The organism is Burkholderia sp. 4NA327C6 (assembly GCF_005502655.1).
In the GTDB taxonomy this organism is placed as follows: domain Bacteria; phylum Pseudomonadota; class Gammaproteobacteria; order Burkholderiales; family Burkholderiaceae; genus Burkholderia; species Burkholderia contaminans.
Map to the genome: position 1 here is coordinate 27,044 of NZ_SCNZ01000006.1, position 25,853 is coordinate 52,896.

Consider the following 25,853-nt stretch of genomic DNA (forward strand, 5'->3'; position numbering starts at 1 on the left):
GATCCGGCCCTGACGCGACGCCGAACGTCGGCGTCCAGAATCGGTGGCGGTACAGGCGGGCGGTGACGCCGCCCGACACGCTGCTTCGCATTGTCGCTGCACTTTAAGAAAGAATCGAGATGGCCACGTATTCCAACGAAGCGGTGCTCGACGCATTGAGACGAGTGCAGTACCGCCAGGTACCGTGGGCGCGCCGCCCGGGCGTGTTCGAGTATCTCCGTTCGCTCGGGCTGATGGACACGGTCAGGCAGAAAACCGTTGCCCCCGCACCAGGCTTCCATGCGCCGGTCGACATTGCCGTGCTGACCGAAAGCGGCCGAGCCGAATTCTCGCGCCTCGAGCGCGACGAAAAATTACTTTCCTGGACCGACCGCCGCATGGCCGACTACGCATTGAGCGAAGCGAGTGCCGTGGCGATTCTCGAAAGCCGCCTGTAGCGGCTGCTCATCCGTCACGCGCATCGCCGTGCGGCTGGCGATGCCAAAAAAAAGCCCGTATCGCGAGGATACGGGCGTACCGGATACTTTTGCTGTTGCCACGCTGTGCTCATGGCAACGTTGTGACTCGTCGCGTGCGGCGCAGTTCCCGACCGCGGGCATTTTCTTTGGCGAACTCCCGAAATTGGCAGGACTACGGATGACGCGGTACGTCGGTCGGCTGCGAGCCGATGCGCGCTCGCGCGTTGCTGGCGATGTCGCCACGCAGGTCGCCACGCGGCACGGTTTGCCGGCTGGGCGGGTTGGCGGACGGCGGCTGGCGGAGGGTGTTCCGATGATCCTGCTGGCGATGAGGCGGCTTCGCGCGATCGTCGGCGTGGGCTGGAGCGGACAGCGCCACGGAAATGACAATGCCGCATGCAACGAGCAGTGACATTGGTTTCATGGCGGGGGCTCCCTTCAAGCCGTCGATGCGGCCTGTTGATAATTCGCTAAGGTAAGCGTGGGAGTGCAGGCTTGCTGTAAATATTGGTAAATAGATGTATCGCGGCACGACAGCGGTAATCGACGGCAACGCGGGCGTCGCGATCAGGTCGCGCCGCTGAAAGAAACCGGGCGGCCGAAGCCGCCCGATCGAGCATTCGTTACGCCATCTTGACAGGTGCGCGCCAGGATTCCGGATTGGTCCAGAAGGCGCCGCGCAGCCGGTCGCGGCTCGGCGGTGCGGGCGGCTTCGCAGCGCTTGCGCCGATGCGCCCGCGCAAGGAGATCTGCCGGCCGCTCGTGCCGAGTCGCTTCACGATTTCGGCGAGCGTGCCGTCCGCCTGCCATTCGTCGAAGCGACGGCGGCAAGTCGGCGGGGACGGATAGCGGCCCGGCAGCTTCGACCAGCCTTCACCCGTCGACAGCACCCACAGCACGGCGTTCACTACCGAGCGGGCTTCCACGCGGGGGCGGCCGCGCCGCTCACTCCGTGCGGGTTCCGAGCAAAACAGACCCTCGACCAGCGCCCACTCGTTATCTCTCAAATCGTCGAACAGCATCATGTCCTCACCTCAGCGAAGCTAACTCCGGTGCGCTGCCCTGCGCCGCGCACTCTTCAAGCACTCGATCGTCGAGTGCCGGGTGGGGGCGTCCGGTTGGCCGGCAGCGGCGTTTCTGCTCTTCCGTCCGACGAAACCTGCGCCCTGTGCGTCAGGTAATGCACGAAGCGTGCCATGTCGGAGGTAATCCCCTTGAGAGCCGCTTGGCAGCGAGCTAACGGCTAAGTCAGCTAGGGGCGTATAAGACGCCAAAATAACCCGCCAGCAAATCGGGACAATCACCAATCTTGTGCAGTTCGCCCGCACCACGTGCGTTCGCGGATGTATTGCACCGCAGCGAAACATGTGGAGGAGGTGCCTGATTCGCACATCGGAGCCGGATTCGCGCATTAAAATCGTGCATCGATATCGACGATTGATGAGGTGAGGAAATGAACGTTACGCTGCGCCAGCTTCGCGTCTTCATCGAGGTGGCGCGGCTCAAGAGCTTCAGTCGCGCGGGCGACGAGATCGGGCTCACGCAGTCCGCGGTCAGTCGCTGCGTGCGCGAACTCGAGGCCGAGCTCGGATTGAAGCTGATCGACCGCACGACGCGCGACGTGCAGCTGACCGATGTCGGTGCAAACCTGATCGCGAGCGTGTCCCGTCTGCTCGACGATCTCGACGATACGCTGCGCGAGATTCGCGAGATCGGCGAGCAGCGCCGTGGGCGCGTGATCGTTGCGGCCAGTCCGACGATCGCGTGCCGGCTGATGCCGCGCGTGGTTGCGTCGTGCGAGCGCCAGTTTCCGTTCGTGACGCTGGGTTTGCGCGATGACGTGCAGAGCGACGTGTTGCGCAAGGTGAAGTCGAGCGAGGTCGATTTCGGCGTCGTGATCGGTCCGCTCACGGTGGCCGACCTCGTCTGCGAATCCTTGATGACCGATTCGTTCTGCCTGGTCGCGCGCGCCGACCATCCGCTTGCGGCGCGTGCCGAGGTGCCCTGGACGGCGCTGGACGGCGAGCGCCTCGTCCTCCTCGATCATGCGTCGGGAAGCCGGCCGCTGATCGATGCCGCACTGGCCGCCCATCGTGTCAACGCGACGGTCATGCAGGAGCTCGGGCACTCGGCAACCGTGTTCGGGCTCGTCGAGGCCGGTGTCGGTGTGAGTGTGCAGCCGTGGCTGTCGCTGCCGCTACCTGCCGGCTCGACGCTCGTCGCGCGGCCTCTCACGCCACGCACCGAGCGCACGGTCGAACTCGTGCGCCGCCGCGACCGGTCGTTGTCGCCCGCTGCGCAGGCGATCTGGGAACTCGTGCGGCAGATGCCGGCGAGGGCAGAGGACCTCGACTGACGCGGATCGACCTGCGCCGGCCCTGCTTGCGGGCCGGTACACTACGCGGATCGTGTTCCTCGACGGTGGCTCTCGATGGTGCATCCCGCAGATTCTCTTCCGGTGGCCGGCTCGCCGGCGGCCCGCGACGCAGTGCACGCGTTGCGTCCGTCGCTGATCCGGGAAGTGGCAAACGCCGGCTTTGGCGTGCCGGACATGTTGCCGTTCTGGTTCGGCGAATCCGATCGCGTGACGCCGGATTTCATCCGCGACGCCGCGGCGGCGGCACTGCGCGATGGCGCAACCTTCTACACGCACAACCTCGGCACCGCGCCGCTGCGCGACGCGATCGCGTCCTACGTCAGCGCCCGGCACGGTGCGACGGCGGCCGACACCGTGGCCGTGACGAGTTCGGGCGTGAGCGCGCTGATGCTGGTCGCGCAGATGCTGGTCGGTCCGGGCGAGCGCGTCGTCGCGATCACGCCGCTGTGGCCGAATCTCGTCGAGATTCCGAAGATCCTTGGGGCGCAGGTCGAATGCGTCCCGCTCGGCTATGGCGATGCGGGCTGGCAGCTCGATGTCGGGCGGCTGCTTGCGGCGCTGACGCCCGGTACGCGGATGCTGCTCATCAACTCGCCGAACAATCCGACCGGCTGGACGATGTCGCGCGACGATCAGCAAGCCGTGCTCGCCCATTGCCGCCGCCACGGCATCTGGCTGGTTGCCGACGAGGTGTACGAGCGGCTCGCGTTCGACGCCGACGACGTGCACGGCGCGCCATCGTTCCTCGACATCGCATCGCGCGACGAGCGGGTCGTCGTCGTGAATTCGTTTTCCAAGGCATGGGCGATGACGGGCTGGCGTCTGGGGTGGCTTGTCGCGCCGGCAGCGGTAATGGCTGACCTGTCGAAGCTCGTCGAATACAACACGTCGTGCGCGCCGGGCTTCGTGCAGGCCGCGGGTGAGGTCGCGCTGCGCGATGGCGAGCCGTTCGTGCGGTCGTTCGTCGCGGCGCTGCGCGATGCGCGCGATCACCTGGTCGCCGCGCTGCGCACCCTGCCGGGTGTCGAGGTGCCGCCTCCGCCGGGCGCGATGTACCTGTTTCTGCGCCTGCCGGGCGCGTCAGACAGCCTTGCGTTCTGCAAGACGCTGGTGCGCGAAGCGGGGCTCGGCCTCGCGCCCGGGAGTGCATTCGGCCCGGAGGGGGAAGGGTTCGTGCGCTGGTGCTACGCGTGCGATCCGGCGCGCCTCGACGCGGGTGTCGAGCGGTTGCGGCGGTTCCTCGCGCGCTTTGCGGCCGGCCGATGAAGCGGGGCCGGAGCGGGGACGGCGTGCTGGCGGCATCCCGTTCGGCTCATCTTTACGCACCGGGCAATTTTGCGTAATATGGCGTTCAGTCACGCGGTTCCGTCGTTGAGCCGTGCTGTTCCGTCCGGTTTGGGCCTGGCCTGAAGTTGGTTCGCCGCCCCCGGTTCGTGCTCCCATCAATATGACCGATCAGAATCGGGCGAGCGCGTCTTCCGTTCCTTTCGTCTGTTTGTTGATCCGGTTCGTTTGACCACAGGGTCTGGCCTAGCTGCATGAATACCCAAGAGGCGAAGATCGTCCTCGAGACTGCTTTGATCTGCGCGCAGGAACCGCTGAAACTCGGCGATTTGCGCAAGCTCTTTGCCGACGGCGTGTCGGCTGACACGGTCCGCACGTTGCTCGAAGATCTGAAACAGGATTGGTCCGGCCGCGGCGTCGAACTGGTGGCGCTGGCAACCGGATGGCGCTTCCAGAGCAAGCCGGCGATGCGTCACTATCTGGATCGCCTGCATCCCGAGAAGCCGCCGAAATATTCGCGTGCGGTGCTCGAAACGCTCGCGATCATCGCGTACCGGCAACCTGTCACACGCGGCGACATCGAAGAGATTCGCGGCGTGACGGTCAATACGCAGGTCGTGAAGCAACTCGAGGATCGCGGCTGGATCGAAGTGATCGGTCATCGCGACGTGCCGGGGCGCCCGGCGCTGTATGCGACAACCAAGCAGTTCCTTGACGACCTCGGGCTGAAAGCGCTCGATGATCTGCCCGCGCTCGAAGAGCCGGCCGCGAACATCGAGGCCGCGCTGCTGGCGCAGCAGGCGATGGATTTCGACGAGGGTACGCCGCTTGCCGATGGCGCAACTGGCGGCGACCTCCCGCAAACGGATGAGGCGTCCGCCGGTCAATCGGCCGGATTGCCGGATGATCCCGCGGCGGATGTCGCGTCGACGCACGAAATCGCGAGCCGCGATACGCTCGATGTTGTTCGCGGGCAAACGGAACAAATGGAACAGGCTGGCGCCGAAGCGGTGCCAGCCGGTGTGCAGCCCGAGCCGCTGCATGCGGATTGGAACGAGGAAGATCGCAAGCCGGCTGCCGATGCGGTTGCCGGAGACGGAGCGGAAGCGGCCGGCGACATGCCCGGCGAGGCTGGCCAGGCCGGCGCCCCCCGTTCCCGTCCTGCGGACGACGAGATGCTGGACGACACGTCCGACAGTCTCGCCGATGCCGTACGAAGCGCCAGTGCACCCATCGGTGCCGATGCGCTGCCGGACGACGAAGCAGAACCTGAACAGCGTCGCGCCTGATCGCGGCCAACTTCTTGCCGCGCCCGCGCCGGGCGCGAGACCTGACATTTTGAGGTTGTTTTGACAGATATCCACGATATTGAATCGTCCGCGCCTGCCGTGCAGGCAGCGCGTGCCGACGATGCACCGGAGCAGGGCGCTTCGGCCGAGGGCGGCGACGAGCGTCCCCGCCGCGGTCTGCGGCGAGGCCCGCGCAGCCTGATCGCGCGGCGTCGCGCGGCAGCCAAGTCGAAGGGCGCCGAAGGCGAGCCGCAGGGCGGCGAAGGCGCCGACGCGCAGCCGGCCGAGGCCACCGAAGTGCAGCAGCCGACGCGTGCGCCGCGCAAGGAAGGTGCGGCCAAGGGTGCTCGCAAACCGGCGGCCAAGCGCGAAGGCGCAGCCAAGGCTCAGGGCGGCCAGGGGCGTCGCGGCAGCGCACCGAAGGCTGAAGGCGGCACGGCAAAGGTGGAAGGCGATGCGTCCCAGGATGAGCTGTTCGCCTACGTGACGTCGCCGGCGTTCGACGCGGACAACTCCGCGGGCGGTAGCGGCGTGCGTGCGCCGATGCTGCGTCGCGGCCGTAGCCAGCCGGCGAACAAGCGCGTGCTGTCGCCGGACGACGACGCGCCGAAGCTTCACAAGGTGCTGGCGGAAGCGGGCATGGGCTCGCGCCGCGAAATGGAAGAGCTGATCGTCGCCGGCCGCGTGTCGGTGAACGGCGAGCCCGCGCACATTGGCCAGCGCATCATGCCGACCGACCAGGTGCGGATCAATGGCAAGCCGGTCAAGCGCAAGCTGCCGAACAAACCGCCGCGCGTGCTGCTGTACCACAAGCCCACGGGCGAGATCGTCAGCCACGCGGATCCGGAAGGCCGTCCGTCGGTGTTCGACCGCCTGCCGCCGATGAAGACGGCGAAATGGCTCGCGGTGGGCCGCCTCGACTTCAATACCGAAGGTCTGCTGATGCTGACGACCTCCGGCGACCTCGCAAACCGCTTCATGCATCCGCGTTACAGCGTCGAGCGCGAGTATGCGGTGCGCGTCGTCGGCGAACTGGCTGAAGGCATGCGGCAGAAGCTGCTGCACGGCGTCGAGCTCGACGACGGTCCGGCGAATTTCCTGCGCATCCGTGATGGCGGCGGCGAGGGCACGAACCACTGGTATCACGTCGCGCTGGCCGAAGGCCGCAACCGCGAAGTGCGCCGGATGTTCGAGGCGGTCGGCCTGATGGTGAGCCGGCTGATCCGTACGCGTCACGGCCCGATTCCGCTGCCGCGCGGCCTGAAGCGCGGCCGTTGGGAAGAGCTCGACGACGCGCAGGTGCGCAAGCTGATGGCGACTGTCGGCCTGAAGGCGCCGTCCGAGGAGAAGGGCAAGCGCGGCAGTGCCGCTCCGGCCGAGCGTCGCCAGCCCGATCCGATGCAGACGTCGATGGGCTTCATCAATCGCGAGCCCGTGTTGACGACGCATGGGCAACTCGACCAGCCGCGTCGCGGCGGTGGTCGGCGCGGCGGGCCGGGTCTGCCGGGCCTGAGCGGCTACGGCAGCCTGCCGGTTGCGCCGTCGGGCTACGGCAACCGCACGGGCGGTGGCCGCGATGGCAACCGAGCGGGTGGCGGCCGTGACGGCAACCGCGCCGGTGGTGGTCGCGATGTCGACGGCAACCGCGCGTCGTATGGCGCGGGCCCCAAGCGCGACGGCGCGGGCCCCAAGCGTGGCGGCAGCAAGGGCGGTAACCGCAACCCGAACGGCAATCGCGCCGAGGGTGCCGGCAACGGCGGCGGCCCGCGTGGCGGTCAGCGTCCGCAGCGCAGCCGCACGCGCAGCCGCTGAGCATTCGGGCATGCGGCGCAAGGCCGCCGGTGTGCCGGCCGGATCGGCATCCGGCCGGTCTTGTCGGCGCGAGGCATTGCGTTTGGTGCCTTCGACTGTATATATGTCACGCGGTGCGGGATGGCCGCCGGCATAACGGATCACCGGCATGCCACGATGGCGCCGGTTGATCATGCAGCCCGATTTCGCATTTTTGGGCCCGTAAAGGCAGCCGACGCGCTGCTTTTACCGGCTGGCTTGGCGTTTGCGCCAAAAATCGCTATAATCGCGGAGTCGCTGGGCGTACGGATTCAATGTGCGGCTCAGGTGCGACCACCAGTAAGAAGATGGGCGTTCCGCCCATTTTTTTTTGCTGAAACGGTTAGGCATCTCGGGTAGCGCTTCCTGCGCCGGCTAAGGCGCGCGCCCGCGGGTGTAATCGCGAGCGGCGGGCGCGAACACCTGAGAGGACACTGTGCAACTGACGGAACTGATAGAAACCACGGTCACCGGGCTCGGCTACGAGCTGGTGGAACTCGAGCGCACCGGGCGCGGCATGCTTTGCATCTACATCGATCAGCCTGCCGGCATCTCGCTCGAAGATTGCGAAAAGGTTACGCGTCAGCTCCAGCACGTCTTGACGGTCGAAAATATCGATTACGAACGGCTCGAAGTCTCGTCCCCGGGGCTCGACCGCCCGTTGAAGAAGCTGGCCGACTTCGAGCGCTTCGCCGGCAGCGAAGTTTCCGTGACCTTGAAAAAGCCGCTGGACGGGCGCAAGACGTACCGGGGCATTCTGCACGCGCCGAATGGCGAAACGATCGGTTTGGAATTTGAGGGGAAGAAGGGCGAGGCAGCCATGCTGGATTTCACGCTGGCCGATATCGACAAAGCCCGCCTGATTCCGCAAGTTGACTTTAGGAGCCGCAAATAATGAGTCGCGAAGTGTTGATGCTGGTGGATGCGCTGGCGCGCGAGAAAAACGTCGACAAGGATGTGGTGCTGGGCGCCCTCGAGGCTGCGCTCGCGTCCGCTTCCAAGAAGCTGTTCGACGAAGGCGCCGAAATCCGCGTCCATATCGATCGCGAAAGCGGCGAGCACGAAACCTTCCGTCGCTGGCTCGTCGTGCCCGACGAGGCAGGCTTGCAGGAGCCGGATCGCGAGATCCTGCTGTTCGAAGCACGTGAGCAGAAGCCCGACGTCGAAGTCGGCGAGTATGTCGAGGAGCCCGTTCCGTCGATCGAATTCGGTCGCATCGGCGCGCAGGCCGCCAAGCAGGTGATCCTGCAGAAGGTGCGCGACGCCGAGCGCGAACAGATCCTGAACGACTACCTCGAGCGTGGTGAAAAGATCATGACGGGTACGGTGAAGCGCCTCGACAAGGGCAACTTCATCGTCGAATCGGGCCGTGTCGAGGCGCTGCTGCGCCGCGATCAGCTGATCCCGAAGGAAAACCTGCGCGTGGGCGACCGCGTGCGCGCTTACATCGCTAAGGTCGACCGCACCGCGCGCGGCCCGCAGATCGAGCTGTCGCGTACGGCGCCCGAATTCCTGATGAAGCTGTTCGAGATGGAAGTGCCGGAAATCGAGCAGGGCCTGCTCGAGATCAAGGCGGCTGCCCGCGACCCGGGCGTGCGCGCGAAGATCGGCGTCATCGCATACGACAAGCGGATCGATCCGATCGGCACCTGCGTCGGCATCCGCGGTTCCCGCGTGCAGGCCGTACGCAACGAGCTCGGTGGCGAAAACATCGACATCGTGCTATGGTCGGAGGATCCCGCCCAGTTCGTGATCGGCGCGCTCGCGCCGGCAGCTGTCCAGTCGATTGTCGTCGATGAAGAAAAGCACTCGATGGACGTCGTCGTCGACGAGAACGAGCTGGCTGTCGCGATTGGCCGCAGCGGTCAGAACGTTCGTCTTGCAGGCGAACTGACCGGCTGGCAGATCAACATCATGACGCCGGACGAATCCGCCCTGAAGCAGGGTGAAGAGCGCGACCGGCTGCGTGCACTGTTCATGGCGCGTCTCGACGTCGACGAAGAAGTTGCCGACATCCTGATCGACGAAGGCTTCACGAGCCTGGAAGAGATCGCGTACGTGCCGCTCAACGAAATGCTCGAAATCGAGGCGTTCGACGAGGACACCGTGCACGAACTGCGCAACCGCGCACGCGACGCGCTGTTGACGATGGCCATCGCGAACGAAGAAAAGGTCGAGAACGCAGCGCTGGATCTCAAGAGCCTCGACGGCATCACGCCGGAGCTGCTCGCGAAGCTGGCCGAACACGGCGTGCAGACGCGCGACGATCTCGCCGAGCTGGCTGTAGATGAACTGGTCGACATGACCGGGATGGAAGAGGATGCCGCTAAGGCGTTGATCATGAAAGCACGTGAACACTGGTTCCAGTGAGAAATGACCATGGCGCACTGATTTGATGGCGGCCGTATGGCCTGACCCGATGCTAACCGCAAGGAATCGGTCCTTGCACTAAGAGGAATGAATGGCGAGTAACAACGTAGCCCAATTTGCCGCGGAACTGAAAATGCCTGCTGGTGTGCTGCTCGAACAGCTGCAGGCGGCGGGCGTCCAGAAAGCGAGTGAAGACGATGCGCTGTCCGAAACGGACAAGGCGCGTCTGCTCGATCATTTGCGCAAGTCGCACGGCGCAACCGACGGCGACAAGCGCAAGATCACGCTGACCCGCAAGCATACGTCGGAGATCAAGCAATCTGACGCGACGGGCAAGGCTCGCACCATTCAGGTCGAGGTCCGCAAGAAGCGTACGTTCGTCAAGCGCGACGACGTGAGCGAGGGTGCGGAACAGGGTCAGGCGCAGGTCGCCGAAGCGGACGACGATGCGGATCTGAAGCGTCGCGAAGAAGAAGCGCGCCGCGAGGCCGAGCTGCTCGAGAAGCAGGCGCAGGAGCTTCGCGAGCGTCAGGAACGTCTCGAGCGCGAGGAAGCAGAGCGCCGCGCCCGCGAGGAAGCGGCCGAAGCCGAGCGTCGTCGCGCCGAGGAAGAGGCAGCGGCGAAGCGTGCTGCGGCCGAAGCTGCGGCCGCACAGCAGCAGGCAGCCGCACAGCAGGCTGCCGCAGCCGAGCAGCAGGAAGCGGCGAGCACGCAGTCCGCGCAGGACGAAGCACGCGCAGCCGCCGAACGTGCGGCTCAGCGTGAAGCGGCGAAGAAGGCTGAAGATGCTGCCCGCGAGGCGGCGGACAAGGCGCGCGCCGAGCAGGAAGAGATCAGCAAGCGTCGTGCGGCGGCAGAAGCCGAAGCACGTGCGATTCGCGAAATGATGAACACGCCGCGCAAGGCCGTGGTCAAGGCAGTCGAGCCGCCGAAGCCGGTCGAGCCGCCGAAGCCGGCCGAAGCGAAGGGCACGCTGCACAAGCCGGCGAAGCCGGAAGGTGCGCAGGCGCGTCCGGCCGTGAAGAAGCCGGCCGGTGCTGCAGCGCCGGCTACGACTGCGCCGGCAGGCGCGGGCGACCGCAACAAGAAGCCGGGCGCAGGCAAGGGCGGCTGGCAGGACGACGCGTCGAAGCGTCGCGGCATCAAGACGCGCGGCGATTCGAGCGGCGGCGTCGACCGCGGCTGGCGCGGCGGCCCGAAGGGTCGCGGCCGTCACCAGGACAGCTCCACGTTCCAGGCGCCGACCGAGCCGATCGTCCGTGAAGTGCACGTGCCGGAAACCGTGTCGGTTGCCGATCTCGCGCACAAGATGTCGGTCAAGGCCTCCGAAGTCATCAAGGTGATGATGAAGATGGGCCAGATGGTCACGATCAACCAGGTGCTGGACCAGGAAACGGCGATGATCATCGTCGAGGAACTGGGCCACCGCGCGGTTGCCGCGAAGCTGGACGATCCGGAAGCGCTGCTCGTCGAAGGCGAAACGGGTACCGATGCGGAGCAACTGCCGCGTCCGCCGGTCGTCACGGTCATGGGTCACGTCGACCATGGCAAGACCTCGCTGCTCGACCACATCCGCCGCGCGAAGGTTGCCGCTGGCGAAGCGGGCGGCATTACGCAGCACATCGGCGCATACCACGTCGAAACGCCGCGCGGCGTCATCACGTTCCTCGATACGCCGGGTCACGAAGCGTTCACGGCAATGCGTGCACGCGGCGCGAAGGCGACCGACATCGTGGTGCTGGTGGTGGCAGCCGACGACGGTGTGATGCCGCAGACGAAGGAAGCCATCGCCCACGCGAAGGCAGGCGGCGTGCCGATCGTCGTCGCGATCAACAAGATCGACAAGCCGGACGCGAATCTCGATCGCGTCAAGCAGGAACTGGTCGCGGAAGGCGTCGTGCCGGAAGAGTACGGCGGCGATTCGCCGTTCGTGCCGGTTTCGGCGAAGACGGGCGCGGGTATCGACGATCTGCTCGAGAACGTGCTGCTGCAAGCCGAAGTGCTGGAACTGAAGGCGCCGGTCGAGGCGCCGGCCAAGGGCATCGTGATCGAAGCGAAGCTCGACAAGGGCAAGGGCCCGGTCGCGACGATCCTGGTGCAGTCCGGTACGCTGAACCGAGGCGACGTCGTGCTGGCGGGTACGGCCTACGGCCGCGTGCGCGCGATGCTCGACGAGAACGGCAAGCCGACGAAGGAAGCTGGCCCGTCGATCCCGGTCGAAATCCAGGGTCTGTCGGAAGTGCCGGGCGCGGGCGAAGAAGTGATCGTGCTGCCGGACGAGCGCAAGGCGCGAGAAATCGCACTGTTCCGTCAGGGCAAGTTCCGCGACGTCAAGCTTGCGAAGCAGCAGGCCGCGAAGCTGGAAAGCATGCTCGAGCAGATGGGCGAAGGCGAAGTGCAGAACCTGCCGCTCATCATCAAGGCGGACGTGCAGGGCTCGCAGGAAGCACTCGTTCAATCGCTGCTCAAGCTGTCGACCGACGAAGTGCGCGTGCAGATCGTGCACAGCGCGGTGGGCGGCATCAGCGAAAACGACGTCAACCTCGCAACGGCATCGAAGGCTGTCATCATCGGCTTCAACACGCGTGCGGATGCACAGGCGCGCAAGCTGGCCGAATCGAATGGCATCGACATCCGTTACTACAACATCATCTATGACGCAGTGGATGAGGTGAAGGCGGCGATGTCGGGCATGCTGGCGCCGGAGAAGCGCGAAGTCATCACCGGCATGGTCGAGGTGCGCCAGGTCTTCAAGGTACCGAAGATCGGTGCAGTCGCCGGCTGTATGGTGACGGACGGTGTCGTCAAGCGCTCGTCGTCGGTGCGCGTGCTGCGCAACAACGTCGTGATCTTCACGGGCGAACTCGAATCGCTGAAGCGCTTCAAGGACGACGTGAAGGAAGTGAAGCAAGGCTTCGAGTGCGGTATGTCGGTGAAGAACTTCAACGATATCGTCGAAGGCGACCAGTTCGAAGTCTTCGAAGTGACCGAAGTCGCGCGTACGCTGTAACCCTCGCGCATCGGCTCATGGGCGGGGCAGGCTTGGGCCTGTCCCGCCCATTTTCATGGTGGCGTGCCAACACTGGCCGCCGCTTTATCCTGATAAACGGATCACGGATCGATCATGTCCAGGAAACGTACTTCCCCCAATCGCAACGTGCAGATCGCTGACCAGATTCAGCGCGATCTGTCCGAACTCATCATGCGCGAGGTCAAAGACCCGCGCATCGGCATCGTGACCATCCAGAGCGTGGAGCTCACGCCGGATTACGCACATGCGAAGGTCTACTTCACTGCGTTGACCGGCGATCCGGACAAGACGCAGGAAGCGCTGAACCACGCGTCGGGTCACCTGCACAACCTGTTGTTCAAGCGCCTGCACATCCATACGGTGCCGATGCTGCATTTCCACTACGACCAGACGATCGAGAAGGCCGTGGAAATGTCGCGCCTGATCAAGGAGGCGAACTCGACGCGCGCGAAGGATGACGACGAGGCCGACGCGGCCGCCAAGGACGACTGAGTTCGACCTATGACGACTGCAGCATCCCAACGTCCGCGCGTGCCCCGGCGCGTGCTGGATGGCGTCCTCCTGCTCGACAAGCCCGTCGGCCTGTCGAGCAACGACGCACTGATTCGCGCGAAGCGCCTGCTGCTCGCGAAGAAAGCCGGTCACACCGGCACGCTCGATCCGCTGGCTTCGGGCCTGCTGCCGCTGTGCTTCGGCGAGGCGACGAAGTTCTCGCAGGATCTGCTCGAAGCGGACAAGACCTACGAAGCAACGATGCGTCTCGGCCAGCGTACGGCCACCGGCGACGCGGAAGGCGAAGTGATCGACACGCGGCCGGTCGAGTGCGATCGCGCGGCGGTGGAGGCCGCGCTCGTGCGCTTCACCGGCGAGATCGTGCAGGTGCCGCCGATGTATTCGGCGCTCAAGCGAGATGGCAAGCCGCTGTACGAATATGCGCGCGCGGGGCAAACCGTCGAGCGCGAGGGCCGCAACGTGACGATTCTCGCACTCGAGCTGCTCGCGTGCGACCTGCCCGACGTGACGTTTCGCGTGACCTGCAGCAAGGGCACGTACGTGCGCACGCTGGCGGAGGATATCGGCGAGGCACTCGGTTGCGGTGCGCATCTGACGATGCTGCGCCGCACGGGCGTCGGTGCGCTGACGCTCGAGCATGCGGTGACGCTCGATGCGCTGTCCGATGCGGACGAAGCGTCGCGCGATTCGTGGCTCCAGCCGGTCGACGCGTTGCTGTCGACGTTTCCGCTGGTTCGTCTCGATGAAACCAGCGCGAAACGGTTCCTGCACGGCCAGCGTCTGCCACTGTCGGCGCTCGATCCGATCGATGCGGCCGAAGGTGAGCGTGTGCGCGTCTATGACGCCACTCGGCTGCTCGGTGTGGCGCGCAAGGCGAACGGCGTACTCGCGCCGGATCGGCTCGTCGTCACGGCGGCCTGATGCAACCGCGCGAACGCCCCGTTCGAATAAAAAAGCCCGGTCGATGTCGACCGGGCTTTTTGTTTGCGTTCAGGCTGCGTGTTCAGTGTGCAGCCGATGCCGCGGCACCTGCATCGCCGCCACCCGAGCGTTCGGGCTTCGTGATCCAGATCAGCCCGATCAGCAGCACGAAGATCGCCGCCGAGATGTAGAACAGGTCGTTCACGCCGAGCTGCGCGGCCTGCTGTGTAGCCATGTTGTTGATCAGCCCGTGCGCCTGGTCCTGCGTCAGCCCGAGGTTGCCCATCTGCGTGACGGCCTGGTTGAACGTCGGGTTGTAGACGTTCGCCTGCTCGACCAGTTGCGCGTGATGGAAGTTGTTGCGATGGTCCCAGGCCGTCTGGAAGATCGACGTGCCGATACCGCCGCACATGATCCGCACGAAGTTCGACAGGCCCGATGCCGCGGGGATGCGGTGGCCGGGCAGGCCGGACAGCGTGATCGACACCAGCGGGATGAAGAAGCCGGCCATCGCGATGCCCTGCACGAGCGTCGGCAGCGTCAGCGACCATTCGTCGACGCCCGTCGTGTAGCGCGACCGCATCCAGAAGCACAGCGCAAACGTCAGGAACGACGCCGTCGAGATGAAGCGCGGATCGGTGCGCGGCAGATACTTCCCGGTGAGCGGAGACAGCAGGATCGCGAACAGGCCGACCGGCGCCATCACGAGACCGGCGTCGGTCGCGGTGTAGCCGATCTGCGTCTGCAGCCACAGCGGCAACAGCACGAGGTTGCCGAAGTACAGGCCGTAGCCGATCGACAGCGCAACCGTGCCACCGGTGAAGTTCCGCATGCGGAACAGCGACAGGTCGACAACCGGGTGCTCTGCGGTCAGCTCCCAGATGACGAAGAACGCGAACGCAATGACGGCGGTCAGCGCGAGCACGATGATGGTCGTCGACGCGAACCAGTCGAGATCCTTGCCCTTGTCGAGCATGATCTGCAGCGACCCGACCCAGACGACCAGCAGCGCGAGGCCTACGCCGTCGATCGGCGCGCGGCGCACGGCCGACTCTCGGTTGCGGTAGATCGCCCACGTCGCGGCGGCGGCGGCGATGCCGACCGGGATGTTGACGTAGAAGATCCACGGCCACGAGTAGTTGTCCGAGATCCAGCCGCCGAGAATCGGGCCGGCAACGGGCGCGATCAGCGTCGTCATCGCCCATAGCGCGAGCGCCATCGGTGCCTTGGCGCGCGGATAGCTCGACAGCAGGAGCGCCTGCGACAGCGGAATCATCGGGCCGGCCACCGCGCCTTGCAGCACGCGCGATCCAAGCAGGAACGGCAGGTTGGGCGAAAGACCGCACATCCACGACGAAATCACGAACAGGATGATCGATGCGAGGAACAGGCGCACCTGCCCGAAGCGGTCGGTCAGCCAGCCGGTCAGCGGCACCGAGATCGCGTTCGCGACCGCGAACGACGTGATGACCCACGTGCCCTGGTCGGACGACACGCCGAGGTCGCCCGAGATGGTCGGGATCGCGACGTTCGCGATGGACGTGTCGAGCACGTTCATGAACACCGCGAGCGATACCGCGATCGTCCCGATCACGAGTTGCCCGCCCTGCAAGGGCGGGTGAGAGACAGGAGCCTGTGCCATGTCGGTTGTTTTTCCGGAGTCGGAACGGTTACATCATCTTCGCGACGGCATTCGACTTCGACGCGGCCGGCGCCGATGCGTTGCCGCCTGCGTTCTCGGCGACGATGCGGGCGATTTCGGCATCGGCTTCGTCGCCGTACTTCGCGAACACGTTGGTCTCGTAGACGGTGTTCGGCGCGTTCACGAGCTGGTCGCCGCGTTCGTCCTTGATGTCCACGTCGACCTGCATCGACAAACCGATGCGCAGCGGGTGCTTGTCGAGATCCTTCGGATCGAGTTCGATACGCACCGGCAGGCGTTGCACGACCTTGATCCAGTTACCCGTCGCGTTCTGCGCCGGCAGCAGCGAGAACGCCGAGCCCGTGCCGGCCGAGAAGCCGACGACCTTGCCGTGGTACGTGACCGACGAGCCGTAGATGTCGGCCGTCATCTCGACCGGCTGGCCGATGCGCATGTGCTTCAACTGGACTTCCTTGAAGTTCGCGTCGACCCACACGGCATTGAGCGGCACCACCGACATCAGCGGGTTGCCCGGCGACACGCGCTGGCCGACCTGCACCGAGCGCTTCGCGACGTAGCCGGTAACCGGCGCGGGCAGCACGTTACGCGCGTTCGCGAGATACGCGTCGCGCACCTTCGCGGCGGCGGCCATCACGTTCGGGTGCGATGCGATCGTCGTGTTCGCGGTCAATGCGCGATTCGATGCGAGCTGCTGCTGCGCGGCGTCGACCGACGCCTGCGCGGCCTTCACCGCGTCGCGGGCATGCGAGATCTCTTCCTGCGACACGGCGCCCGTCTGCGCGACGGCGAGGCGGCGACGCAGGTCGTCCTGCGCCTTCGACAGGTCGGACTGGCGCAGCGCGACTTGCGCGCGGTACTGGTCGTCGTTGACGAACAGGCCACGCACCTGGCGCACCGTTTGCGCGAGATTGGCTTCGGCCTGCTGCAGCGCGACCTGCGAGTCGGCCGGGTCGAGCACGACGAGCGGGTCGCCGGCCTTGACCGTCTGCGTGTCGTCGGCCTTCACCGCGATCACGGTACCGGTGACCTGCGGCGTGATCTGCACGACGTTGCCGTTCACGTACGCGTCGTCGGTCCCTTCATGGAACCGGGCGACGAGGAAGTAGTACAGGCCATACGCGATGGCCGCGATCACGATGACCGCGACGAGCAGCGTCATCATCCGTTTGCGCTTGCCGTTGTTCTGCGGCTGCGCGCCGGCGGCGTTTTGTTGGTCGCTCATGGCGATTTTCTCCGTCCGTTATTTCGAGTGTCTGCGTAGTGGTGGCGCCGGTTCAGTTGGCGGCCTGTTTTGTCGGCTTGTCGGCATCGGGGGCGGCGAGCGGCGTGCCGGTCGCGTCGAACCCGCCACCCAGCGCCTTGATCAGCGCGAGCTGCATGTCGCGGCGGCGCATCTTCAGGTTGGTCACCGTCTGTTCCGATGCGAGGCGGTTGCTGTCCGCGGTCAGCACTTGCAGCTGCGGCGACAGGCCGGCCTTGTAGCGGATAACCGCGAGGTCGTAGGCGCGCGTCGACGCGTCGAGCGCGCGTTGCGCATCGCCCATCTGGCGATCTACGGCGCGGATCGACGCGACCTGGGTCGCGACGTCGTTCAACGCGCTGATCAGTGTCTGGTTGTAGTTCGCCACCGACAGGTCGAAGTCCGCGTAGCGGCCCTTGAGCTGCGCGCGCAGCGCGCCGGCGTCGAAAATCGGCAGGTGGATCGCCGGGCCGAACTGCGCCTGACGGCTCGCGAAGTTGAGGAATTTGCCCCAGCCGAACGCATCGAAGCCGAAGCCGGCCGCGAGGTTCACGTCGGGATAGAACTCGGCCTTCGCTTCCTTCACGTCGTGCATCGCGGCTTCGACCTGCCAGCGCGCGGCGACGATGTCGGGGCGGCGCGAGACGAGATCGGCCGGCAGGTTGCCGGGCAGCGCGACTTCGCCGCTCGGGTTCAGCACGGGCGCCGCGATCTGCAACCCGCGATCCGGGCCCTTGCCGAGCAGTGCGGCGAGCTGGTAGCGCGCCGTCGTGATCTGGCCATCGAGATCGGACAGCGAAGCCTGGGTCGTCGCGATGTTGCCGCGGGCCGTCTGGCGTTCGACGTTGGTGTCGAGGCCGGCCGATACGCGGCCGTCGGTGATCTTGCCGACCGTCTCGCGGTTGGTGATCTCGCGTTGGGCGATGTCGCGCAGCGCATAGAGCTGCGCGAGCGAGTTGTAGGTGCGTGCGACCGACGACGCGAGCGTGATGCGCGCCTGCTGCATGTCGGCTTCGGCCGCCTTTTCCTGCGACACGGCGGTGTGCAGGCGTTCGCGATTCTTGCCCCACAGGTCGAGTTCCCACGACGCACTCGCGAGCGCGTTGTTCTCGCTGTACCACTGGCCGCCGTACGGGGGCGGGAACAGCGCATTCGACGAATACAGCTCGCGCGTCCACGAATAGCTGGCTTCCGCCTTCGGCATCAGGTTCGAGCGCGACGATTCGATGTATGACGACGCCTTAGCGATGCGCGCCTGCGCCTGTGCGATCGACGGATTGCCCTGCAGGGCTTCGTCGATCAGCTTCGGCAACTGCGGGTCGCCGAACTGGCTGGCCCAGTCGAGCGCCGGCCACTGGCCGCCCTGGGCCGGCAGGCTCTGGGCGGACTCGAATTGCGACACGGGGGCGATCTGCTTGTCGCTCTTGATGCCGATGTAGTTTGCGCAACCCGCCAGCGCCAGTGCGGCGACCGCGGCAGCGACGGCGGCGCGGCACGACCCGGCGCGCACGGACAACGGGGAGGATTTCATCGCGCTGATCCCTGACTCGGAATGAATGATGGACACTGCAAGGATTTCCTTACATTAATCTGTCAAAAGTAATTGTTATGGCAACTATTACGTGATGCTGCCGCCGGCGGTCTCGCAGTAGTTGCTGAGAATGCGGCGCAGCATGCTCTTCAGGAACCCGACTTCTTCCGGCGTGAACCCGTCCAGCACCTGGTCGAGCACGCTCCGGAAAATCGGCGGCAGCCGTTCGGCGAGCGCACGGCCTTCGTCGGTCAACTCGAGGCGCACGACACGCCGATCCTCGATGCTGCGCACGCGGGACAGCAGGCCGCGTTTCTCGACCCGGTCGAGCAGGCGCGTGACCGCGCTCGCGTCGATGCCGTACTCGCGCGCGAGCTCGGCGGCCGTCGAGCATTTGCCGACCGCGATCATGAACAGCATGCTCGCCTGCGTGCCCGTGATGCCGAGCTCTTCCTGCGTGCGTTGCGTGACGAGGTTGGTCATCACCGACTTCACGCGCGACATCAGATAACCGACGCTGTCGTTCATCTGATACGAGGACAGCGGCGAGACGGGTGGTTGGGTAGAAGAATCCGACATAAAACCCTGAAGCTGCAATAGTTGACTAGGCAGCAGTATAGGCACAGTTGCTTGCCGCGGCAAATGTTAATCGAACGGCAAAGGGCGCGCTTTGTGTCCCACAAATCCACTATCCCAATAAGGTTTTTGGGGATTGCCGATGATGCGGGCTTCAGCCGACTGGCGGGTTCGAGGGGAGGGCGCGCCGGCCGTCCAGTGTTGCGTCGCAACGTGCCCGTCGGCTCCCGACATCCGCACGTGCTATAATTTGTGGCTTTCCAAGCTGCAATGCGCGCGCCCGTGAAAAACGAGCGGGCGCTTTTGCGCGTTCAAACGATTTCCAGGTTTCTATGACCCGCGCCCTTCGCAATATCGCCATCATCGCCCACGTCGACCACGGCAAGACTACGCTCGTCGACCAACTGCTTCGCCAGTCCGGCACCTTCCGCGAGAACCAGCAGATTGCGGAGCGGGTGATGGACTCGAACGACATCGAAAAAGAGCGCGGGATCACGATTCTCGCGAAGAACTGCGCGGTCGAATACGAAGGCACGCACATCAACATCGTCGACACGCCGGGGCACGCGGACTTCGGTGGCGAGGTGGAGCGCGTGCTGTCGATGGTCGACTCGGTGCTGCTGCTCGTCGATGCGGTCGAGGGCCCGATGCCGCAGACGCGCTTCGTCACGAAGAAGGCGCTCGCACTCGGCCTGAAGCCGATCGTCATCGTCAACAAGATCGACCGTCCGGGCGCGCGGATCGACTGGGTCATCAACCAGACCTTCGACCTGTTCGACAAGCTCGGCGCAACCGAAGAGCAGCTCGACTTCCCGATCGTCTATGCATCGGGCCTGAACGGCTATGCGTCGCTCGACCCGGCCGCGCGCGAAGGCGACATGCGCCCGCTGTTCGAGGCAGTCCTCGAGCACGTGCCGGTCCGCCCGGCGGATCCGGACGCGCCGCTGCAACTTCAGATCACGTCGCTCGACTATTCGACGTACGTCGGCCGGATCGGCGTCGGCCGCATCACGCGCGGTCGCATCAAGCCGGGCCAGCCGGTCGCGATGCGCTTCGGGCCGGAAGGCGACGTGCTGAACCGCAAGATCAACCAGGTGCTGTCGTTCACGGGTCTCGAGCGCGTTCAGGTCGAGTCGGCCGAAGCGGGTGACATCGTGCTGATCAACGGTATTGAAGACGTCGGCATCGGCGCAACGATCTGCGCGGTGGATACGCCGGAAGCGCTGCCGATGATCACCGTCGACGAGCCGACGCTGACGATGAACTTCCTCGTCAACTCGTCGCCGCTAGCCGGCCGCGAAGGCAAGTTCGTCACGAGCCGCCAGATCCGCGACCGTCTGATGAAGGAGCTGAACCACAACGTCGCGCTGCGCGTGAAGGACACCGGCGACGAAACGGTGTTCGAAGTGTCGGGTCGTGGTGAGCTGCACCTGACGATTCTCGTCGAGAACATGCGTCGTGAAGGCTACGAGCTGGCCGTGTCGCGTCCGCGCGTCGTGATGCAGGAAATCGACGGCGTGCGTCACGAGCCGTACGAGCTGCTGACCGTCGACGTCGAGGACGAGCATCAGGGTGGCGTGATGGAAGAGCTCGGCCGCCGCAAGGGCGAGATGCTCGACATGGCGTCGGACGGCCGCGGCCGCACGCGTCTGGAGTACAAGATCTCGGCGCGGGGCCTGATCGGCTTCCAGAGCGAATTCCTGACGCTCACGCGCGGCACGGGCCTGATGAGCCACATCTTCGACTCGTACGCACCGGTCAAGGACGGCTCGGTGTTCGAGCGCCGCAACGGCGTGCTGATCTCGCAGGACGACGGCGCGGCCGTGGCCTACGCACTGTGGAAGCTGCAGGATCGCGGCCGCATGTTCGTGAAGCCGGGTGATGCGCTCTACGAGGGCATGATCATCGGTATCCACAGCCGCGACAACGACCTCGTCGTGAACCCGATCAAGGGCAAGCAGCTGACCAACGTGCGTGCGTCGGGTACCGACGAAGCGGTGCGCCTCGTGCCGCCGGTCCAGATGTCGCTGGAATACGCGGTCGAATTCATCGACGACGACGAACTCGTCGAAGTGACGCCGCAATCGATCCGCCTGCGCAAGCGCTTCCTGAAGGAGCACGAGCGTCGCCGCGCGAGCCGCGAAGGCGCGGTCGACTAAGCGTTCCGGCCGTTTGCTGCATCACGGAAAAGGCTGCCTGCGGGCAGCCTTTTTTGCATCTGCGCGATATGCAATCGGGTTGCCTGCAAAACACTGTTCCCGCGGGTCGTGGCAATCCGGCAAAACCCCGTCGCGCGGTGCTTTCAGGCACATTTCGCCGTGAACTCCGGTATCGGTTCTGTGATATGCTGCGCGCACGCAAGTTTTAGGTCCTTCCAAGCAAGACTTGATTCGCAATCCGCTAAACGGTCAGGCCGTGTCGCGGAAGGTTGAGTAACCCGCTATTTCTCGAGAAGCTCGAAGAAAGGTGAGCGTAAAATGTCAGATGTAATGAAGCAGTTTCAGCTGAACTCCTATCTGTTCGGCGGCAATGCTTCGTACGTTGAAGAACTGTACGATGCATACCTCAACAATCCGGCATCGGTGCCGGAGAACTGGCGAGAGTATTTCGACGCGCTGCAGAATGTGCCTGCAACGGACGGTTCGAATGCCAATGACGTCGCCCATTTTCCGATCGTCGAATCGTTCGCCGAGCGCGCGAAGGCCAATGCCTTTATCCCGCGCGAAAGCACCACCAATCTGGCTGCGGCACGCAAGCAAGTGCACGTCCAGTCCCTCATCAGCGCCTACCGCTTCCTCGGCTCGCAATGGGCCAATCTGGATCCGCTGAAGCGTCGCGAACGTCCCGCCATTCCCGAGCTCGAACCCGCGTTCTACGATTTCTCCGAAGGCGACCTCGACCAGACGTACAGCGCAAGCAACCTGTACTTCGGTTTCGACCAGGCTTCGCTGCGTGACATCGTCAAGGGCCTGCGCGACACGTATTGCGGCACGATCGGCGCCGAATACATGTACATCAGCGACCCGGAACAGAAGCGCTGGTGGCAGGAGCGCCTGGAGTCGACCCGCGCGACGCCGAACTTCTCGGCAGACGAGAAGAAGCACATCCTGAATCGCCTGACGGCTGCTGAAGGCCTCGAGCGCTACCTGCATACCAAGTACGTCGGCCAGAAGCGCTTCTCGCTCGAAGGCGGCGAAAGCTTCATCGCGGCAATGGACGAAGTCGTCCAGCACGCGGGCAAGCGCGGCGTGCAGGAAATCATCATCGGCATGGCTCACCGTGGCCGTCTGAACGTGCTGGTCAACACGCTGGGCAAGATGCCGGCCGACCTGTTCGCCGAATTCGAAGGCAAGCACGTCGACGACCTGCCGGCCGGTGACGTGAAGTACCACAAGGGCTTCTCATCGGACGTGTCGACGGAAGGCGGCCCGGTCCACCTGTCGCTCGCGTTCAACCCGTCGCACCTCGAGATCGTGAACCCGGTGGTCGAAGGTTCCGCGAAGGCGCGGATGGACCGTCGCGGCGACGAAGACGGCCTGCAAGTGCTGCCGGTGCAGATCCACGGTGACGCGGCCTTCGCTGGCCAGGGCGTCGTGATGGAAACGCTGAACCTCGCGCAGACGCGCGGCTACGGCACGCACGGCACGCTGCACATCGTCATCAACAACCAGATCGGCTTCACGACGTCCGACCCGCGCGATGCGCGCTCGACGCTGTACTGTACCGATGTCGTCAAGATGATCGAAGCGCCGGTGCTGCACGTGAACGGCGACGATCCGGAAGCTGTCGTGCTCGCGATCCAGATCGCGATCGACTACCGGATGCAGTTCCACAAGGATGTCGTGATCGACATCGTCTGCTTCCGCAAGTTGGGCCACAACGAGCAGGACACGCCGGCGGTGACGCAGCCGCTGATGTACAAGAAGATCGCGCAGCACCCGGGCACCCGTGCGCTGTACGCCGAGAAGCTCGTGCAGCAGGGCGTGATCACCGCGGAAGACGCCGACAACTTCGTCAAGGCGTACCGCAAGGCGATGGATGACGGTCACCACACGGTCGACCCGGTCCTGTCGAACTACAAGAGCAAGTACGCGGTCGACTGGGTTCCGTTCCTGAACCGCAAGTGGACGGATGCAGCCGACACGGCCGTGCCGCTCGCAGAACTGAAGCGCCTCGGCGAACGCATCACGACGGTCCCGGAAAACTTCAAGGTCCACCCGCTCGTCGAGCGCGTGATCAACGACCGCCGCAACATGGCGCGTGGCGACCAGCCGCTCGACTGGGGCATGGGCGAACACCTCGCGTTCGCGTCGCTCGTCGCATCGGGTTACTCGGTGCGCCTGACGGGCCAGGACTCGGGCCGCGGCACGTTCACGCACCGTCATGCGGTGCTGCACGACCAGAACCGCGAGCGCTGGAACGACGGCACGTACGTGCCGCTGCAGAACATCGCCGAAGGCCAGGCGAAGTTCACGGTGATCGACTCGGTGCTGTCGGAAGAGGCGGTGCTGGGCTTCGAATACGGTTACTCGACCGCCGAGCCGAACACGCTCGTGCTGTGGGAAGCGCAGTTCGGCGACTTCGTCAACGGCGCGCAGGTGGTGATCGACCAGTTCATCTCGTCGGGCGAAGTGAAGTGGGGCCGCGTGTCGGGTCTGACGATGCTGCTGCCGCACGGCTACGAAGGCCAAGGCCCGGAACACTCGTCGACGCGTATCGAGCGTTTCCTGCAGCTGTGTGCCGATCACAACATGCAGGTCGTTCAACCGACGACGCCGGCACAGATTTTCCACCTGCTGCGTCGCCAGATGATCCGCCTGTTCCGCAAGCCGCTGATCGTCGCTACGCCGAAGTCGCTGCTGCGTCACAAGGAAGCGGTGTCGGATCTGTCGGAACTCGCGAAGGGTTCGTTCCAGCCGGTGCTGGGCGAAACCGACGGCGGCATCGACGCGAAGAAGGTCAAGCGCGTGCTGGCATGCTCGGGCCGCGTGTATTACGACCTCGTCGCACATCGCCGCGAAGCGAAGGCGAACGACGTCGCGATCATCCGTATCGAGCAGCTGTACCCGTTCGCGCACAAGCAGTTCGAAGCCGAAATGAAGAAGTACGAGAACGCGACTGAAGTGGTCTGGGTGCAGGACGAGCCGCAGAATCAGGGCCCCTGGTTCTACGTCGAGCACCATCTGAAGGAAGGCATGAAGGAAGGGCAGAAGCTGGCATACAGCGGCCGTCCGGCTTCGGCCTCGCCGGCGGTTGGCTACTACGCGAAGCACTACGAGCAGCAGAAGGCCCTCATCGAAGGTGCTTTCGGCCGCCTGAAGAGCACGTCGATCGCGAAATAACCGACGGAAGCGAAACGGGAAGGCGCCATGCGCTTTCCCGTCTCTTTTGGGCCGCCGGGCGCGTTGCGCGCCGCACCGGCCGAAGGAATCGCACGAACCTCGTCATTACCCAGATTAAGCATCCAGGAAAATCACATGGCTATCGTAGAAGTCAAAGTCCCCCAGCTTTCGGAGTCGGTTTCGGAAGCCACCATGCTGCAGTGGAAGAAGAAGCCGGGCGAAGCAGTTGCTCAAGACGAAATCCTGATCGAACTCGAGACCGACAAGGTCGTGCTCGAAGTGCCGGCACCGGCCGCGGGCGTGCTCGCGCAAGTGCTGCAGAACGACGGTGACACCGTCGTTGCCGATCAGCTGATCGCAACGATCGACACCGAAGCGAAGGCAGGTGCAGCCGAAGCCGCGGCAGGCGCCGCCGAAGTCAAGCCGGCAGCCGCGCCTGCTGCAGCCGCACCGGCAGCACAGCCGGTCGCCGCAGCCGCAGCTGCATCGTCGACCACCGCATCGCCGGCCGCATCGAAGCTGCTGGCCGAGAAGGGCCTGTCGGCAGGCGACGTCGCAGGTTCGGGCCGCGACGGCCGCGTCACGAAGGGCGACGCGCTGGCAGCAGGCAGCGCACCGAAGGCCGCTCCGGCCGCCGCACCGGCCAAGACGGCCGCTGCGAAGCCGTCGCTGCCGGAAGTGAAGGTGCCGGCATCGGCCGCGACCTGGCTGAACGACCGTCCGGAACAGCGCGTGCCGATGTCGCGCCTGCGTGCGCGTATCGCCGAGCGTCTGCTCGAGTCGCAGCAGACCAACGCGATCCTGACGACGTTCAACGAAGTGAACATGGCTCCGGTCATGGAACTGCGCAACAAGTACAAGGACAAGTTCGAGAAGGAACATGGCGTGAAGCTCGGCTTCATGTCGTTCTTCGTGAAGGCGGCCGTGCACGCGCTGAAGAAATTCCCGCTCGTGAACGCGTCGATCGACGGTAACGACATCGTCTACCACGGCTACTTCGACATCGGTATCGCGGTCGGTTCGCCGCGCGGCCTCGTCGTGCCGATCCTGCGCAACGCGGATCAGCTGAGCCTCGCCGAGATCGAAAAGAAGATCGCCGAATTCGGCCAGAAGGCGAAGGACGGCAAGCTGTCGATCGAGGAAATGACGGGCGGTACGTTCTCGATCTCGAACGGCGGCGTGTTCGGTTCGATGTTGTCGACCCCGATCATCAACCCGCCGCAGTCGGCAATCCTCGGCGTGCACGCGACGAAGGAGCGCCCGGTCGTCGAAAACGGCCAGATCGTGATCCGTCCGATCAACTACCTCGCGCTGTCTTACGACCACCGCATCATCGACGGCCGCGAAGCCGTGCTGTCGCTCGTCGCGATGAAGGATGCGCTGGAAGATCCGGCACGCCTGCTGCTCGACCTGTAAGCCGAGTTTCAC

General features: G+C 65.0%; 18 protein-coding genes and 1 pseudogene. 13 read left to right on the forward strand and 6 right to left on the reverse strand.

Going from position 1 to position 25,853, the window contains the following annotated elements:
* Nucleotides 1–119 precede the first annotated feature (119 nt).
* Nucleotides 120–437, forward strand: a complete 318-nt coding sequence (locus FFS49_RS07960) for a hypothetical protein (RefSeq protein WP_011351791.1) — start codon at nucleotides 120–122, stop codon at nucleotides 435–437.
* Between the two features lie 193 nt (nucleotides 438–630).
* Here the strand turns inward: FFS49_RS07960 and FFS49_RS42535 are convergent, their stop codons facing one another.
* Both FFS49_RS42535 and FFS49_RS07970 read right to left on the reverse strand, forming a co-directional pair.
* Nucleotides 631–882 carry a hypothetical protein gene (locus FFS49_RS42535; protein WP_071334367.1) on the reverse strand — a complete coding sequence of 84 codons (252 nt, stop codon included), beginning with the start codon at nucleotides 880–882 and terminating at the stop codon, nucleotides 631–633.
* 211 nt (nucleotides 883–1,093) lie between these two features.
* Nucleotides 1,094–1,480 (reverse strand): annotated as a pseudogene (locus FFS49_RS07970) (transposase); the annotation flags it as partial.
* A 431-nt stretch (nucleotides 1,481–1,911) separates the two neighbouring features.
* On the opposite strand from FFS49_RS07970, the gene FFS49_RS07975 reads away from it, so the two are divergent.
* From FFS49_RS07975 to truB, 9 genes are all read left to right on the forward strand, one after another.
* On the forward strand, nucleotides 1,912–2,814 hold the full coding sequence (locus FFS49_RS07975; RefSeq protein ID WP_046545490.1) for a LysR family transcriptional regulator: 903 nt from the start codon (nucleotides 1,912–1,914) through the stop codon (nucleotides 2,812–2,814).
* 75 nt (nucleotides 2,815–2,889) lie between these two features.
* Nucleotides 2,890–4,101 carry a pyridoxal phosphate-dependent aminotransferase gene (locus tag FFS49_RS07980; protein ID WP_105816700.1) on the forward strand — a complete coding sequence of 404 codons (1,212 nt, stop codon included), beginning with the start codon at nucleotides 2,890–2,892 and terminating at the stop codon, nucleotides 4,099–4,101.
* Nucleotides 4,102–4,373: 272 nt separating this feature from the next.
* Nucleotides 4,374–5,408: an SMC-Scp complex subunit ScpB gene (gene scpB, locus FFS49_RS07985; RefSeq protein ID WP_105816699.1), complete on the forward strand. Its 1,035-nt coding sequence runs from the start codon at nucleotides 4,374–4,376 to the stop codon at nucleotides 5,406–5,408.
* Nucleotides 5,409–5,468: 60 nt separating this feature from the next.
* Complete coding sequence (gene rluB / locus FFS49_RS07990) at nucleotides 5,469–7,220, forward strand: 23S rRNA pseudouridine(2605) synthase RluB (RefSeq protein ID WP_105816698.1); 1,752 nt, start codon at nucleotides 5,469–5,471, stop codon at nucleotides 7,218–7,220.
* Nucleotides 7,221–7,674: 454 nt separating this feature from the next.
* Nucleotides 7,675–8,133: a ribosome maturation factor RimP gene (gene rimP / locus FFS49_RS07995; RefSeq protein WP_006476167.1), complete on the forward strand. Its 459-nt coding sequence runs from the start codon at nucleotides 7,675–7,677 to the stop codon at nucleotides 8,131–8,133.
* The gene (gene nusA / locus FFS49_RS08000; RefSeq protein ID WP_006476166.1) at nucleotides 8,133–9,608 is read left to right on the forward strand and encodes a transcription termination factor NusA; all 1,476 of its coding nucleotides are present in this window, start codon (nucleotides 8,133–8,135) and stop codon (nucleotides 9,606–9,608) included. The genes rimP and nusA overlap by 1 nt, the downstream gene beginning before the upstream one ends.
* 91 nt (nucleotides 9,609–9,699) lie before the next feature.
* Nucleotides 9,700–12,618, forward strand: a complete 2,919-nt coding sequence (infB, locus tag FFS49_RS08005) for a translation initiation factor IF-2 (RefSeq protein ID WP_039339299.1) — start codon at nucleotides 9,700–9,702, stop codon at nucleotides 12,616–12,618.
* A gap of 114 nt (nucleotides 12,619–12,732) precedes the next feature.
* Nucleotides 12,733–13,131: a 30S ribosome-binding factor RbfA gene (gene rbfA / locus FFS49_RS08010; protein WP_105816697.1), complete on the forward strand. Its 399-nt coding sequence runs from the start codon at nucleotides 12,733–12,735 to the stop codon at nucleotides 13,129–13,131.
* Nucleotides 13,132–13,140: 9 nt separating this feature from the next.
* Nucleotides 13,141–14,073 (forward strand): tRNA pseudouridine(55) synthase TruB, encoded by a 933-nt coding sequence (gene truB, locus FFS49_RS08015; protein ID WP_105816696.1) that lies wholly within the window; start codon nucleotides 13,141–13,143, stop codon nucleotides 14,071–14,073.
* Between the two features lie 82 nt (nucleotides 14,074–14,155).
* Here truB and FFS49_RS08020 read toward each other — a convergent pair whose 3' ends face one another.
* The 4 genes from FFS49_RS08020 to FFS49_RS08035 form a co-directional block, all read right to left on the reverse strand.
* Nucleotides 14,156–15,715: a DHA2 family efflux MFS transporter permease subunit gene (locus FFS49_RS08020; protein WP_071334374.1), complete on the reverse strand. Its 1,560-nt coding sequence runs from the start codon at nucleotides 15,713–15,715 to the stop codon at nucleotides 14,156–14,158.
* 28 nt (nucleotides 15,716–15,743) lie between these two features.
* Nucleotides 15,744–16,958: an HlyD family secretion protein gene (locus tag FFS49_RS08025; RefSeq protein ID WP_039358992.1), complete on the reverse strand. Its 1,215-nt coding sequence runs from the start codon at nucleotides 16,956–16,958 to the stop codon at nucleotides 15,744–15,746.
* A gap of 52 nt (nucleotides 16,959–17,010) precedes the next feature.
* Nucleotides 17,011–18,507, reverse strand: a complete 1,497-nt coding sequence (locus tag FFS49_RS08030) for an efflux transporter outer membrane subunit (RefSeq protein WP_039359052.1) — start codon at nucleotides 18,505–18,507, stop codon at nucleotides 17,011–17,013.
* Between the two features lie 87 nt (nucleotides 18,508–18,594).
* Nucleotides 18,595–19,086, reverse strand: a complete 492-nt coding sequence (locus FFS49_RS08035) for a MarR family transcriptional regulator (RefSeq protein ID WP_011351804.1) — start codon at nucleotides 19,084–19,086, stop codon at nucleotides 18,595–18,597.
* A gap of 329 nt (nucleotides 19,087–19,415) precedes the next feature.
* On the opposite strand from FFS49_RS08035, the gene typA reads away from it, so the two are divergent.
* The 3 genes from typA to odhB all read left to right on the forward strand — a co-directional run bounded on the left by typA (nucleotide 19,416) and on the right by odhB (nucleotide 25,841).
* The gene (gene typA, locus FFS49_RS08045) at nucleotides 19,416–21,242 is read left to right on the forward strand and encodes a translational GTPase TypA (RefSeq protein WP_039358989.1); all 1,827 of its coding nucleotides are present in this window, start codon (nucleotides 19,416–19,418) and stop codon (nucleotides 21,240–21,242) included.
* Between the two features lie 318 nt (nucleotides 21,243–21,560).
* Nucleotides 21,561–24,425 (forward strand): 2-oxoglutarate dehydrogenase E1 component, encoded by a 2,865-nt coding sequence (locus tag FFS49_RS08050; protein ID WP_071334376.1) that lies wholly within the window; start codon nucleotides 21,561–21,563, stop codon nucleotides 24,423–24,425.
* A 135-nt stretch (nucleotides 24,426–24,560) separates the two neighbouring features.
* Nucleotides 24,561–25,841, forward strand: coding sequence for a 2-oxoglutarate dehydrogenase complex dihydrolipoyllysine-residue succinyltransferase (gene odhB / locus FFS49_RS08055; RefSeq protein ID WP_047849437.1), 1,281 nt, complete (start codon nucleotides 24,561–24,563; stop codon nucleotides 25,839–25,841).
* Nucleotides 25,842–25,853: the final 12 nt, after the last annotated feature.

What these genes read in the sequence shown, in the direction of transcription:
- FFS49_RS08030 (WP_039359052.1), bottom strand. Translation starts at nt 18,507, where the DNA reads ATGAAATCCTCCCCGTTGTCCGTGCGCGCCGGGTCGTGCCGCGCCGCC.
- rbfA (WP_105816697.1), top strand. Translation starts at nt 12,733, where the DNA reads ATGTCCAGGAAACGTACTTCCCCCAATCGCAACGTGCAGATCGCTGAC.
- FFS49_RS07960 (WP_011351791.1), top strand. Translation starts at nt 120, where the DNA reads ATGGCCACGTATTCCAACGAAGCGGTGCTCGACGCATTGAGACGAGTG.
- FFS49_RS07980 (WP_105816700.1), top strand. Translation starts at nt 2,890, where the DNA reads ATGGTGCATCCCGCAGATTCTCTTCCGGTGGCCGGCTCGCCGGCGGCC.
- FFS49_RS08025 (WP_039358992.1), bottom strand. Translation starts at nt 16,958, where the DNA reads ATGAGCGACCAACAAAACGCCGCCGGCGCGCAGCCGCAGAACAACGGC.
- FFS49_RS07975 (WP_046545490.1), top strand. Translation starts at nt 1,912, where the DNA reads ATGAACGTTACGCTGCGCCAGCTTCGCGTCTTCATCGAGGTGGCGCGG.
- truB (WP_105816696.1), top strand. Translation starts at nt 13,141, where the DNA reads ATGACGACTGCAGCATCCCAACGTCCGCGCGTGCCCCGGCGCGTGCTG.
- FFS49_RS42535 (WP_071334367.1), bottom strand. Translation starts at nt 882, where the DNA reads ATGAAACCAATGTCACTGCTCGTTGCATGCGGCATTGTCATTTCCGTG.
- FFS49_RS08035 (WP_011351804.1), bottom strand. Translation starts at nt 19,086, where the DNA reads ATGTCGGATTCTTCTACCCAACCACCCGTCTCGCCGCTGTCCTCGTAT.
- scpB (WP_105816699.1), top strand. Translation starts at nt 4,374, where the DNA reads ATGAATACCCAAGAGGCGAAGATCGTCCTCGAGACTGCTTTGATCTGC.
- infB (WP_039339299.1), top strand. Translation starts at nt 9,700, where the DNA reads ATGGCGAGTAACAACGTAGCCCAATTTGCCGCGGAACTGAAAATGCCT.
- odhB (WP_047849437.1), top strand. Translation starts at nt 24,561, where the DNA reads ATGGCTATCGTAGAAGTCAAAGTCCCCCAGCTTTCGGAGTCGGTTTCG.
- FFS49_RS08020 (WP_071334374.1), bottom strand. Translation starts at nt 15,715, where the DNA reads ATGGCACAGGCTCCTGTCTCTCACCCGCCCTTGCAGGGCGGGCAACTC.
- typA (WP_039358989.1), top strand. Translation starts at nt 19,416, where the DNA reads ATGACCCGCGCCCTTCGCAATATCGCCATCATCGCCCACGTCGACCAC.
- FFS49_RS08050 (WP_071334376.1), top strand. Translation starts at nt 21,561, where the DNA reads ATGTCAGATGTAATGAAGCAGTTTCAGCTGAACTCCTATCTGTTCGGC.
- nusA (WP_006476166.1), top strand. Translation starts at nt 8,133, where the DNA reads ATGAGTCGCGAAGTGTTGATGCTGGTGGATGCGCTGGCGCGCGAGAAA.